Source organism: Candidatus Thiodiazotropha endoloripes (assembly GCF_001708965.1).
GTDB lineage: Bacteria > Pseudomonadota > Gammaproteobacteria > Chromatiales > Chromatiaceae > Thiodiazotropha > Thiodiazotropha endoloripes.
In genome coordinates, this window is the sequence record NZ_LVJW01000003.1 from 739,593 (window position 1) to 753,032 (window position 13,440).

At 53.6% G+C, this 13,440-nt stretch carries 11 protein-coding genes; 3 read left to right on the forward strand and 8 right to left on the reverse strand.

Annotation, left to right across the window (positions count from 1 at the left end; translation table 11 throughout):
- The first annotated feature begins 40 nt into the window (after window positions 1-40).
- Together A3193_RS03410 and A3193_RS03415 are read left to right on the forward strand one after the other, a co-directional pair.
- Window positions 41-988 carry an endonuclease/exonuclease/phosphatase family protein gene (locus A3193_RS03410; protein WP_069004764.1) on the forward strand — a complete coding sequence of 316 codons (948 nt, stop codon included), beginning with the start codon at window positions 41-43 and terminating at the stop codon, window positions 986-988.
- A gap of 278 nt (window positions 989-1,266) precedes the next feature.
- Complete coding sequence (locus tag A3193_RS03415) at window positions 1,267-1,665, forward strand: DUF4345 domain-containing protein (protein WP_069004765.1); 399 nt, start codon at window positions 1,267-1,269, stop codon at window positions 1,663-1,665.
- A gap of 47 nt (window positions 1,666-1,712) precedes the next feature.
- On the opposite strand, the gene A3193_RS03420 is transcribed toward A3193_RS03415, so the two are convergent.
- The 8 genes from A3193_RS03420 to A3193_RS03455 form a co-directional block, all read right to left on the reverse strand.
- Window positions 1,713-2,801, reverse strand: a complete 1,089-nt coding sequence (locus A3193_RS03420; protein WP_069004766.1) for a CBS domain-containing protein — start codon at window positions 2,799-2,801, stop codon at window positions 1,713-1,715.
- Between the two features lie 254 nt (window positions 2,802-3,055).
- A complete protein-coding gene (locus tag A3193_RS03425; RefSeq protein WP_069004767.1) occupies window positions 3,056-4,723 on the reverse strand; it encodes a BatD family protein in 1,668 nt (555 codons plus the stop codon).
- 50 nt (window positions 4,724-4,773) lie between these two features.
- Window positions 4,774-6,000 carry a tetratricopeptide repeat protein gene (locus A3193_RS20245; RefSeq protein ID WP_069014089.1) on the reverse strand — a complete coding sequence of 409 codons (1,227 nt, stop codon included), beginning with the start codon at window positions 5,998-6,000 and terminating at the stop codon, window positions 4,774-4,776.
- On the reverse strand, window positions 5,997-7,025 hold the full coding sequence (locus A3193_RS03435; protein ID WP_069004769.1) for a vWA domain-containing protein: 1,029 nt from the start codon (window positions 7,023-7,025) through the stop codon (window positions 5,997-5,999). Before A3193_RS03435 ends, A3193_RS20245 begins: the two co-directional genes overlap by 4 nt.
- Window positions 7,018-8,058 (reverse strand): VWA domain-containing protein, encoded by a 1,041-nt coding sequence (locus A3193_RS03440; protein ID WP_069004770.1) that lies wholly within the window; start codon window positions 8,056-8,058, stop codon window positions 7,018-7,020. Before A3193_RS03440 ends, A3193_RS03435 begins: the two co-directional genes overlap by 8 nt.
- A complete protein-coding gene (locus A3193_RS03445) occupies window positions 8,051-8,530 on the reverse strand; it encodes a DUF4381 domain-containing protein (RefSeq protein ID WP_069004771.1) in 480 nt (159 codons plus the stop codon). The genes A3193_RS03440 and A3193_RS03445 overlap by 8 nt, the downstream gene beginning before the upstream one ends.
- Window positions 8,530-9,441, reverse strand: a complete 912-nt coding sequence (locus A3193_RS03450; protein WP_069004772.1) for a DUF58 domain-containing protein — start codon at window positions 9,439-9,441, stop codon at window positions 8,530-8,532. The genes A3193_RS03445 and A3193_RS03450 overlap by 1 nt, the downstream gene beginning before the upstream one ends.
- A 20-nt stretch (window positions 9,442-9,461) precedes the next feature.
- Complete coding sequence (locus A3193_RS03455; RefSeq protein ID WP_069014090.1) at window positions 9,462-10,418, reverse strand: AAA family ATPase; 957 nt, start codon at window positions 10,416-10,418, stop codon at window positions 9,462-9,464.
- A 706-nt stretch (window positions 10,419-11,124) separates the two neighbouring features.
- Between A3193_RS03455 and typA the strand changes: the two genes are divergently transcribed.
- Window positions 11,125-12,936, forward strand: coding sequence for a translational GTPase TypA (gene typA / locus A3193_RS03460; protein WP_069014091.1), 1,812 nt, complete (start codon window positions 11,125-11,127; stop codon window positions 12,934-12,936).
- The last annotated feature ends 504 nt before the right edge of the window (window positions 12,937-13,440 follow it).

A 13,440-nucleotide genomic window follows, 5' to 3' on the forward strand; every position in this document is an offset into this window, starting at 1 on the left:
AACAGGATAAAAAAACAACACGGATCCCTGAGGGAAGCTCATGATCCCCCACGAGAAGGAAAGCCCCGATTTCACCTACGATCTGGCCACCGAGCGCCAAGCCCTGCGTGGAAACAAAACTCACCGCGGTATTCCGGACAAAGCCCCCAACCGACTCCTCGCCGCCACCTGGAACCTGACCAATTTCGGTGTCCAGCAACGTACCGATGACGATCTGGCATTAATGGCCGAAATCATCAGCTGGTTTGACCTCATCGCCATCCAGGAGATCGCCGACGACCTTACAGACCTATGCGCACTCGTCGATCACCTGCCGGCAGGCTACCGTGTCATACTCTCCGACATCGGTGGCAACGATGAACGCTCAGGCTTCATCTACGACAGCCAAAAAGTTGCTCGCCTCGAACTCGCTGCTGAAATCGCAGTGCCCCCCAGTGACCATCGCTACATACGCATGCGTGGTGTCTCCGGCGCTTACAAAGGCTTCGACCGTAACCCCTATGTTGTAGCTTTCAAGGCAGGGGCGCTGGAATTCACAGCTGTCTCTGCTCACCTATATTTTGGCAGCAACAGATATTATGATGAAGACCGCCGTGCCCTCGAAGCATACGCCCTGGCTCGTTGGGCCGACCAACGCAACCGAGCCGCTGGGGCCTATTCACAGAACATCCTCGTTATGGGTGATCTCAACCTCCCCATTCGAGACAACTCAAGCTCAGTGTATAAAGCGTTGAAGGCCAAACGCCTCATCTTGCCACAACACTCCACAGCCATGGGTAGCAACTTGGCAGGCGACAAATATTACGATCAGGTTGCCTTTCACGCAGGAGCGATGAACAATGCCTATCAGGGCAACTCAGGGGTGTTCGATTTTGATCGTGATCCTTTCTTCAGAGCAGCCTGGGATGTCAGTCCTGATTACTTTAACAAGACTATGAAATACCATATCGCGGATCACCGTCCGTTATGGGTGGAGTTTTTGGTGTGAGAGATCAACTCGGAGCATCGGGTAGGAATTACTTGGGTTGATTACAGGGCTTCATGTAGGGTGGTTGAGCGAGTAAAAAAGCACCTGCACACTGCTTTCATTGAAAGATTAAACTCTTGGTTGCTTTGGAATGATTTATCTGGTCATCTCGCCGATCCCACTCTGCCGTATAGCAAGGGATATCAATCAACAGAGTGACAAGACATTAAGTGGTAGAAAACGCAACCAATGGTTGAATCTGATCACTTTAAGATGCTTCCATGAGGTGGAGATCAACCATGCAGAAACGTCACAAACGGTTACTGGTGGCACTATTGATGTTGTTTGGTTTGAGTCTCCTGGTTCCCGGTGCCATCGCCATATTTCACCCGGAACCTGCCGGACTGAATACGCAAATGGCCGATCAGGCAAATCAGTTTCGGGCGTTGCATGGCATGATGGCAGGCTTGGGAGTGATGGCCTGTTTAGCCTGTTATCGCATTGAAAGAGAACGCACGCTTGTAATCGGGATCGGGCTTACTCTGGCGTTGGTGGTGGCTGCGCGCGTCTACTCTCTGTTCAGTGAAGGTGTGCCAGACTGGCCGACACTCTTCTATCTTGTGATTGAATCGATTCTGGCACTGATATTTCTCAGATACCCACCTCCAGCCGATAACACCGGGGCCTTATTGGATTAGTGTTAACAGGCCCTGGAAGTTCTCTTCCCGTTGCTGGTTAGGGTAACTCAGCGGTCAGAGGCATCTTCCAGTTCACGCATGAAAATCGCATGATGGATATCACTGAGGCTGATGATCCCGGCCAGCCGGCAATCCTGGTCTACCACGGGGATGCGACGAAAACTGTGCAGGTCCATCTGTGCCGCTGCCTTCATGACGGGGGCGTCAATACCGATGGAGATGACTGAGGGGGACATCAACTCACCGACACTCTTCTGCAGCACTCCACCGTATGAGGATTCCATCGCATGGAAGTCCAGGGCCTGGGCAGGATCCTCGAGAAACTGGGTATAGCCGGGCAGCAGGGCCTTGAGGATATCCTTCTCCGAGATGACGCCCACAAGCCGGTTATTCTCATCAACCACCGGCAGTCCACTGATCTTTTCGTTTGCGATGGTCTCCGCTACGGATCGAATGGTGTCATTCACTGTCGTGGTATAGACACCACGATGCATGACATCACGCACCTTCATGGCGCCCTCTGCCACCGAGGTTGGCGTTGATACGTTTGTCCTATCGGGGGTTTCCGGAAAGAAGTCCTTGCCCTCCCCGGGGACGATGACTCGCTCCTCTTCGCTTACGGGCTCCGGTTTTGGCCATTGACCGGGTACCGGATTCGGCTCAGTCAGAAAATCGGAGGTCGCGGCCAGGTCCTTCATGACCGGGTTCCAGAAGAGATCATGACCTGGGACTTCACAGCTGAATTCGATGGGGATGCCGTTAGGGTCGTAGGAGTAGATCGACAAGAAGCAGCCGTGATCGATAATATCCGAGCAGTGGAATCCTGCTGCATCCAGGCGGGACATGATATCCCAGAGGGCATTCTTGTCGGGCACGCCGATGGCAATGTGGTCGAAGACGAATGATCCTTTCACCGGATCGCCGTGTCGACGTGGTCGAATGGGCTCCACATCATGCCATTCGAAAAACGAGATGCGGTTATTGCCAGAGACGAGGAAGAAGTATTGTCGGTAGCCGGGTGAGCCGTAGGCGTAGACAAGGCGCATCCCCAACAGATCCCGCCAGAACTTGACCGTCAGGTTGATGTCGTGGGTGGCAAAGGCGGTATGGTGAATGCCGGTAAACTCAGTTTTCATACGCTTGCTTGATGCTTGTAATGATTCTGGTAAAAAACCCTATCCATCGCCTCTTTCCCCGTCAAGTCAACCGTGCAGGTGCTGCCGATCGGGCTAGAAAAAAGTAGTCTTGATTTCGTAATCCTCGTTTGATGCTACTGATCATAGACTGGTCTATCGCTGTCAGGATCATTGTGCCAGGCAGAACTGTACTGAACCTGATTCTTGTACAGTCATCGGAAGTAGTTAGTATTCTCTGCGAAGGTCAATCGAGTTCAACTGGTAGTCTGCCCGGAAACAACCTCGGGATTGAGGTTGGGTAGAATGTTGTTCTGGTCTTTCTGTTTTGGCTGACCCTTGCGATCCATTCTCCAGATCTTCAGGCTGGGACGGATTTCGTGTTTGAAGGCCTCTTTCCACTGATCGAATTCGAGATCATTGTGACCATAGATCGCCTCTTCAAGTTGATGGATCAACTGCCTTATTTTGACCGGCTCGGCTTTCGGGTGGAAATCAAGAATGTGATCAGCAATCACGCTATAGGGTGCATTGGTCGGAAGACTCAAATGTTTATTGGCGAGAAAGCGCAAGGTGTAACCCCAGATCTCCGGATCGCTCTCCTCGTCAACAAAGCGCACGCAATAATAGAAACGTACTGACAGGGGCAGGGCGCCGACAAGCCGACGACGCCAACGATGCCAGCGTGTCACCGGATTCAGAATCGCCGTGGTGCTTCTCAGTTTATCCTTGAGGGGTGAGAAGGCGGGCGCCAACCGCTGCATCGGGTTTCTGAAGAAAATGATCAGAGGTTCCAAAGGAGAACTCTGCTTGCTGCCGGCTTTCCTGTGTGAGAGCCAGAGTGCCATCCAGTAGCCGAAGATGACGCCGAACACTAATCCCAGAGGTACCCAGAAGGCGGCTGAGGTTCCAGAGGGGAAGAGAGAGCTCTCGGCTTCGAAAAATCCGCTCTCTTTTCGGTTGCCACTGACCGCAATCGGCTGGAGTGGTACCGAGGCCCGCTGCGCCATATCGGATCGGGTATTCCACCAGTTGATGCTCAATTGAGGGAGTTTCAGATCACCGCCAAACTGGGGTACCAAGGTAAAGGTCTCAACCCGGCGTCCGACGATACGGTTCGATTTTTTATCGAGATAGGTGTGGGTCTGATTCTTATCCCGATAGACTCTGAAAGCATCGCTGTTGAGCTGACTCTCCAGGCTGGGGAGTTTATTGCCGGAAATCCCGAGAGCAGACACTTCAGTGGTGAATGGCAATGGTTTGCCGGCGGCCGCTTTGAAGTTCTCCGGCAGCTTTACCTTCAGGTTCAACTGTTCAACCGGAAGCCAGGGTTTGCTGGAAGGATTGGCCTCTCTCACATTGAGTTGGATGGCGCTACTCATGCTGGCTTTAAACGTGTTGTTGCCACGCTGGTAACCGACCGCCTGCTCTTCGCCGGTAACACTGATCGCCGGGATTTCAAACTGACCGGGTTTCAGCGGTGTGACCTGGTAGTAGAAATCGTTGACGATCTGCCGCTTGCCTTTGATGGTGCGGGAGTAGGTTACCGGACCCTCCTGAAGATTGAGCAGGAAACTGCCGATTTGGGGTAAGTTGGGTATTACGCTCAACAGGTTGTTCTGACTGACGACGCTCAGCTTGAGAATGACGTTTTGTTGTACATAGGGGGTTTCGGTAGAGATCTTTGTCTCTATGAAGGGTTTGGTTGTCTGGTTGCCGTAGTAGTTGGAGGCTGGGTAGCCTGGTCTCTGTTGGGAAGGCCAGGCATTGCCGTAGGGATTGTTTGATCTTTGCCCCCCGGTGGCTGGCGCCGGTTGCCTCTGCTTGGCGGCCGGATAGTTCCATTGACCCGGTGCCGGGTTGTACCAATAGTTTTGACCCGGATACTGATTAGCCGTTGCACTGGTCGACAGGACCATGAGCATGATGGCGCTTAATGCGAGCTTGACGATGTCGATAGTGCCTCCCCCTTGTTCTACCAGGGTCTGGTTTCTCTGTCCCGGCCTCCACGGCTGCGCAGATAGTTGTACTCTTCCAGTTTGAATTGTTGTTGCATCAGTTGGGTTGGATCGCCTTCAACCTGATCCAGCCACTGCTCCATGAGTGGATTGAGCTTGCTCCGGGGGCCGCTTTTCTCTTCGCCTCCCTCGGTTTCATCCTGACCCTCTTCTGATTCGGGGCTCTCCTGTTGGTCTACCTGATCGACGGCCTCGGAATTTTGCGGGTCGTCAGGATTCAACTCGGGATCTTTCTGTTGCTGACCGAGACTCTCCTGTGATCGGCTTCTGTTTTTATCGTTATCCGGTCTATTGAGGTTAGCAGACCTTTCACTGTTTTGTTCTTCTTCATCACCTTCCAGGCTCTCCTCTCTGTCCTTGGCTCCACGCGCTTGGGAATCGGTTTCCTGCTCCTCACCTTGATCGGACTCCTGCTCCTGTGACTCGTCCTGTTCACCGGTCTCCTGCTGCTCGTCCGATGACTCACTTTGCTGTTCCTGCTGCTGCTCTTCCTCTTCCTCGCCCGACTGGGAATCACTCTGCTCATCCTGGTCGCCGCTCTGTTGTTGTTCCTGCTCTTGTTCTCCAGAGGATGACTGCTCTTCTTCCTGCTCTTCCGATTCACCTGAAGACTGCTGTTCTTGCTCCTGTTGCTCCTGCTCCTGTTGTTCCTGCTCCTGTTGTTCCTGCTCCTGTTGTTCCTGCTCCTGTTGCTCCTGCTCCTGTTGCTCCTGCTCCTGTTGCTCCTGCTCCTGTTGCTCCTGCTCCTGTTGCTCCTGCTCCTGCTGCTCCTGCTCCTCTTCCCCTTCCTCCTCTTCCTGCTCTTCGACCAGCTTATCCCTGGCGAGCGCTAGATTGTGTCTGGCATCTTCGTGCTCCGGATCTTCCTGGAGAACGGATTCATAGGCTTTAACGGCCTGCTCAAACTCCTCCATCCGGTAGTGGCTGTTCCCCAGGTTGTATTGGGCATCAAGCTTGACCTCTTCCCGTTCAACCTGTTTGAAGTCTTTGATCGCGTTTTCGTAATCACCGGTCCGGTAGTTGGCCACGCCTCGGCGATAGGGGTCCAGAAACCCCTCGGCTGCCTCTTCATAGAGACCCTGCTGATAGTTCTCTGCGGCCTGTTGCTCCTGGTTCAGGAACCAGTCGGCGTCCACCAGTGCGGCATAGCAGAGCAGGAGTAAAACCGAGTAGCGCCTGCTCATGGTGTTTGTTTCCCGGGCGCTACAACGCGAAAGTAGGGCAGCAGCAAAAGCAGCAAAGGTACCAGCAACCAGTAGAAACGTTCATTCCATATTCTCGTCTTCTCCTGGGTCTGGCTCGGCGTGCCTGAGTCAATGCTGGAAAGGTCGAGTATCCGACGGCTGTCCTGGTCACGAAAATCGGCCTCCAGGTATTGCCCGCCGCCGGCTTGTGCGAGACGCTGCAGCAGAGGTTGATTGAGTTTCGATTCGATCACTTTCCCATTGTTGTCCCGCATCAGGTCGCTCTGTCCAATGCGCGCCGGGACCGGTCCGCCGCCGCCGGTGCCAATGCCCAGGGTATGCAGTATGATCCCCTGATCCTTCATGGCTTCCACTTGTTTAATCAGCCCCGGCTCGACGAAATCCCCGTCACTGATGAGTAGAATCGTGCGGCTGTTCTGCAGGGAGTCGCTGCTGAACAGCTGTTCGGCCCGCTCCATGGCCGCAACCAGGCGACTGCCTTGCAGGTTGGCCAGTTCCGAGGTTACGGCAGGCAGTGCCGCCAGAATACTCTGGCTGTCTTCGGTAATCGGCGAGATCACATGGGGGACTGTGGCAAAGGCGATCATACCGATGCGCAACTGATCATTCAGCATCACCAGGTCCTGGACTTCCTGGCGGGCTCTGGCAAGTCGTGAAGGTGGGGTGTCAGCGACATTCATCGAGCGGGAGATATCCATCAGCACGACCAGGTCATTAGTCGGCGAGAATGCCTGGATGTCTTTGAAATCCCAACGGGGGCCTGCCAGTGCAACAATCAGAAACAGCCACAACAGTGCCCAACGGATGAAGCGGCTCCATCGTTCATTCACGCTCAGTTCCCGGATACCGACCAGATGGGGGAGTAGATGCTCATCGGCATAGCGGTGAAACGGGCCTTTTCGGGGACGAACCACACTGAAAATCAGCCAGGCCAAAACCGGAATAATGCCAAGCAGGGCAAACAGCCATTCAGGTCTGGCAAAATGGAATACACCCTCAGACATAGCCGCCTCCCTTGAGCTGCCGTTGCCTGCCCTCCGGGTAGATTCCCAGGATCAGCAACAGCAGCAGGGCTGCAGACAGCGGCCAGTGGTAGAGAGGCTGGGGGACATAGACAGTGCGGGATTCCGCCTCGGTCTTCTCCAGCTCATCGATCTTCTGATAGATCTTCTCCAGGGCCTCAGTGTCGGTGGCGCGGAAGTAGGCACCACCCCCGGCTTCCGCGATATCCCGCATCGCCTGTTCATTGAAATTCAGGTCTGTGCGGGTAACGATGCGGCCATTCTCTTTGATGGGGATGCGTTTTTTGTTACTGCCCACACCGATGCTGTAGATACGGATCTGTTCCTGACCGGCCAGTTCAGCCGCGCGCAAAGGGGGGATGGTACCGGCTGTGTTCTCCCCATCCGCTATCAGGACCAGTACTCGTGAGCCGGCCGGGCGTTCCCGCAGTTTTTTCACGCCCAGTCCCAGGGCATCGCCAATGGCTGTGCCATCCCCGGCAATGCGCGGCACCACATTCTGAAGCAGACTGTTAACTGCTTTCCGGTCATAGGTGAGGGGAGAGAGGACATAGGCGCGGCTACCGAAAATCACCAGACCGACTCGGTCGCCCTGGCGCCCTTCAATAAATTTGGAGACCACGCCTTTGACTACCTGCATTCGACTGACCTGTTTCTTATCGAGGGTAAAATCCAGGGCATTCATCGAGTGCGAGGCATCCACCAGTAACATCAGGTCGTAACCTGCTGTGCGGTTTTCGGTATAGGGTTCAAGCCATTGCGGGCGCATCATGGCCAATACCAGAGATAGCCAGATCAGGGAGAGGAGTCCGAGATAGAGCCGTTTGCTGAGCGGTACCTTTGGACGTTTGGTCTGAAAGGCGGCTTCCAGATGGAGTAGGCTTGGGTGCAACAGGGTGGCCTGCAGACCCTCCACCGTTTCAAACTGTTCTGTAGCAGGTCGCCTCCAGAAGAGCCTGACCAGCAGTGGCAATACCAGAAGAAGCGCCATCCAGGGCCAGTGAAACTCAAACATGGCAGGCATCCTCACTGACCCAGTGGATCGCCGCGTCGATCAGCTGCACGAGAGTCTCATTGTCGGCTGAGCGGTCGGGAGGCGCATAGGGGAGCTCGAGCAGCAGCCGTCCCTTCTCCTGCCAGGGGAATCCACTTGAGTCATTGCGCTGCAGCCACGCCAGCCAGGCTTCGTCAGTGAGTGAGGCGGTCATGCTTCGACCGCAGCGGGCGATCGCGATACGCCTGAGCAGTTCGGAGAGATCGCTGGCAACCGGTTTTGCAGGTTCCTGTTTGATGCGACGTTTCAGGTCGATCAGGTGGCGCCGGGCATCCTGTTGCCAGCGGCCCAGAGGGTAGAGTCTGCGTCTGCGGATGGCCCACCAGACCAATAGCACCAACAGTGCGATACCGATCAGAAGCAGCCACCAGCCCGGGGCGAGAGGCCACCAGGAGACCGTATCAATACCTCGAATGTCGCGTAACGGATCCATCAGTGCCGACCGAAGTGTTTCGCCAGCCCACGGGTCAATGTGAGGTGTATCTCTTCATTGGTGGTGATCGGCATCAGGGTGATGCCCAGACCGCTGGCCATGGCGTTTAATTCATTGCGATGTTTCTGCCAGGTCTCCGCATAGCGCGATCTGGCCCCCCGGTCACGGGTGTCGATCTCGATGGCATTCCCGTCCGGGCCGACAAAGGTAACCCGGCCCATCTCCGGAAGCTCCCTGTCGGCCGGGTCATCCACCGGTATCAGCACCACCGTATGGTGTTGGCATAAACGCCCCAGGGTTTGCTGTAGTCCCATGACTTCACGGTTCAGGTCGGCGATGACGAAGATCAGAGAGCCGGTTGAGGTGCCTTTGTCGGCCCTTTGCAGGGCTTCCGACAGGCAGTCCTGGTTCGGTTGATTGGGTGTGCCTTCATGGGTGAGGGCGTGCAACAGTCGCCATAAGGCGCGCCGGTCCTTGGTCGGTTGAAAGTACTGCATACCCTGTTGCAGATCGCCGAACAGCATACCGCCGACCCGATCATGCAGACGTGATGCGGCCCAGCCCAACAGGGCCGCCGCTTTGGCAGCCTGTACCGATTTGAATGTGCCGCGGGTGCCAAAACTCATATGCGGCCCCCGATCGATACACAGCACCACACTGCGTTCCCGCTCTTCGCGGAAGATCTTCATATGCGGTACGTTGGTGCGGGCGGTGACATTCCACTCCATATTGCGAATATCATCTCCCTGCCGATACTCCCGCACCTCTTCGAAGTCCAGGCCGGTACCGCGAAACACAGAGGCATAGAGTCCACTGAAACTGGTATTCACCAAATGGTGAGAGGCCAGCCCCAGGGTGTGGGCCTGGTGACGCAGTTCGAGCAGGTCATCAATATGGGGATGGAGACTCATACAGGTTGCAGGATGAGCCGTTACGGGATGGCGACCATGTCCAGCAGACGGGATAGGAAATCATCTGTGGTAATGCCTTCCGCCTCTGCCTCGAATGTGAGCAGAATGCGATGCCGAAGAATGGCTGGAGCAACCGCCTGGATATGATGTGGCGCAACAAACTCCTCATCATCCAGCCAGGCTCGCGCACGGGCACAACGGGCCAGCGCAATACTGGCGCGGGGTGAGGCACCGAAGCGACACCAGCGGGTCAGATCCTTGTCATAGGCCTGGGGATTTCGACTCGCCTGTACCAGGTCGACGATGTAACTGTTCAGTTTTGGATCCAGATAGAGCTTGTTCACCTCCTGGCGAATGGCGAAAAGCTCCTTTTGGCTGAGTGGATTACTCGGTGGTGTTGGTTTCTGCTGTTGCTGGGCATTATCCAGTTCCAGAATCTGCAGTTCTTCGTTTCGGTCCGGATATTCCACGTTCGCCTGCATCAGAAAACGATCGAGTTGGGCCTCCGGCAGGTGATAGGTACCCTCCTGTTCAACCGGATTCTGGGTGGCCAGCACCATAAAGAACTCTGGCAGTTGATAGGTGGTCTGTCCAACGGTGATCTGATGTTCACCCATCGCTTCCAGCAGGGCGGATTGAACCTTGGCCGGTGCCCGGTTGACCTCGTCTGCAAGCAGAATGTTATGGAACAGAGGGCCCTGACGAAACTCGAATTCGCCTTTTTCATGGCGATAGATATCGGTGCCGATCAGGTCGGCAGGCAGCAGGTCGGGAGTGAACTGAATGCGGTGGAAGTCGCCTTCAATCGCTTCTGCCAGAGCTTTGACCGCCGTGGTCTTGGCAAGTCCGGGGAGGCCTTCGATAAGCAGATGGCCATTGCTCAATAGACAGATCAGCATGCTATCGATAAAACTGGTCTGGCCGATTACTCGCGTAGCCAAGTGCTCGCGTAATGGAGCAAGGACGGATGAGTTCATTAACTTCTACTACTTTAGGCTGTGTTAGTTGTTATTCAGCACTTAGGTATCAGAGGACTTAGTCATCGATCCAGGCTTTATTCATGCCTGTGCTGTTGCGTGTCTGACTATCCTGGCTATTATTTGGTTCAAGTGCAAGCTCTAGAAGCACTCAAATCTATTAGATTATTCTCATCTCTTAATTCACATTTCGATCCAAGCTGATCGATTCAGCTTCCCCCTTCAGGTTGAACTCACCCCCGCAATGACCCTGGGCGGATGATTCAAAAACAATGCTTAAAATAGGGGTATTGGAATCCGAGTCAAACTCTTGACGGGCTGAAATCGAATCTGTTCACAATCCCTCTAAACTCCCCGATCGAGACCCTGACAGACCTTGGCAGGCAATTTTATTATACGCTGTGTAGAATGTAAGCTATTGAAATATAATTGATATATGTAACTGTTCAATTTTTTTACGATTTAATGTCTGGTCCCGAATTTACTGGCCTGGGCAGACATTTTCAGCGTTTATCAACAATGTTATCCACAGGAGCTGTGGGTAAATCTGAAAGTTTCGTAATCAAAAGAAGTTGACAATAGTTTCTCTCTATTGTTTTTAATTGTTGAAACAACTCGTTGTATTTCAATAATAAATTAAATAAAGAGAACCAATCCCATAATCATGGGTATAATCCGCCCTCATTTTTGTTTGCGGACCACCCCGATGATCGAGAATCTTAGAAATATCGCCATAATCGCTCACGTTGACCATGGCAAAACCACCCTTGTGGATGAGTTGCTGAAACAGTCCGGTACGCTCGGAGAACGATTCGGCAAGGTCGAACGAGTGATGGATTCCAACGACCAGGAGCGGGAGCGGGGTATCACCATCCTCTCCAAGAATACCGCAATCCGCTGGACCGACTACCGTATCAACATCGTTGATACCCCCGGACATGCGGATTTCGGTGGTGAAGTGGAGCGGGTGCTCTCGATGGTCGATTCGGTACTGCTGCTGGTGGATGCCCAGGAGGGCCCGATGCCGCAAACCAGGTTTGTAACCCAGAAGGCTTTTCAGCACGGCCTTCGACCCATCGTGGTGGTGAATAAGATTGATAAACCCGGATCCCGTCCGGACTGGGTAATCGATCAGGTGTTTGAGCTTTTCGATCGACTTGGCGCCACTGATGATCAGCTCGATTTTCCGATTGTCTACACCTCGGCGGTGGGTGGTTATGCAGGTCTGGAAAGCGATATCACAGAAGGTGACATGACACCGCTGTTCAAAGCCATAGTCAGCCACTGTCCTGCGCCAGATGTGGATCCTGAAGCGCCTTTCCAGATGCAGATTTCCAATCTCGATTACAACAGTTATGTTGGTGCCATCGCAGTTGGTCGAGTGACCAGGGGAAGCATCAAGCCCAATCAGCAAGTGATGGTGGTGAAGTACGACGGAGAGCAGCATCGGGCCAAAATAGGTGTGGTCTATGGCTATCTGGGGCTTGAGCGATTTGAAGTCAATGAGGCGTCAGCGGGAGACATTATCGCCATCAGCGGTATGGAAGCACCGAACGTCTCGGATACCCTGTGTGATCCTGACAATGTGGAGAGTATGCCCCCACTGACGGTGGATGAGCCAACCGTCTCCATGACATTTCAGGTCAATACCTCGCCTTTTGCCGGTAAGGAGGGTAAATACCTGACCTCGAGGCAGCTTAAGGAGCGGCTTGAGCGGGAGTTGATACACAACGTTGCGTTGCGTGTCGAGGAGGGGACGGATCCTGAGAAATTCAAAGTCTCCGGACGAGGTGAACTGCATCTTTCGGTACTGATTGAAAGTATGCGGCGGGAGGGATTCGAATTGGCCGTCTCCCGCCCCGAGGTGATTTTCCGCGAGGTCGACGGTGAGATATGTGAACCCTACGAGCAGTTGACCGTGGATGTGGAGGAGGACCACCAGGGAACGATCATGGAGGCCCTGGGCGCTCGCAAAGGTGAGCTCAAGGATATGGTGCCGGATGGCAAGGGAAGAGTGCGGCTCGACTACATCATACCCTCCCGGGGATTGATCGGTTTTCAGACAGAGTTCATGACCAGCACCTCAGGTACCGGACTGATCTACCACGTTTTCGACCACTACGGTCCAGCCCAGCATGGGGGTATCGCGCCGCGTAAAAATGGCGTGCTGATCTCAAACAGTCAGGGAAAATCATTGGGCTTTGCCCTCTTTAATCTGCAAGAACGGGGCAGACTCTTCAGCTCACCGGGTGATGAAGTCTATGAGGGACAGATCGTGGGGATACATGCCAGGGATAATGATCTGGTGGTCAATCCTTTGAAGGGTAAGCAACTGACCAATATACGCGCAGCCGGCAAGGATGACGCCATTATCCTGACACCGCCACTACAGTACAGTCTGGAACAGGCGCTGGAATTCATCGAAGACGATGAACTGGTGGAGGTCACACCCCAGGAGATTCGTATCCGTAAGAAGTACCTCAAGGAGCATGAACGAAAAAGGGCTTCCCGGGAGTAGCAGGCTCGGTTGTCGAGATCCATGCTCGTGTGGGTGATCGTCCATTCATACAAAAGAAGAAGCCCAACCGCAATCCTTGCGGTTGGGCTTACAGTCGTCGGCTTGGTTGGCTAAGCATTTCTTCCTTGTGCAATCCTTTGCTAATAATCCCTGAAGTAACATCCTTGATGACGACAATCATATTTTGACACATAATTTTACATTTACTGTGGGAATACGCACCATCTGCATGTGAGAATTTTCTCAATGAGCTGTAAGATTTTTCCTACAAGCTAACCTATTGAAAATTAAGGTTAAAATATGTGTCAAATTTGTGGAAATTGACCCATTTCTGTCATAATCAAACAGAGTTGGCAGAATTCTCTATCTCTCGGTGGATTTTTTCTTGCATCGCATCTCTGCAGACGGTTTTTATTTTCGCTTTGTGAGGTGGTATGCAGAGCTTGGATGCAATGTCTGAACTTGTTGGGAACCATCGAAGCGGATCGGATTTCTTTGGCCTGA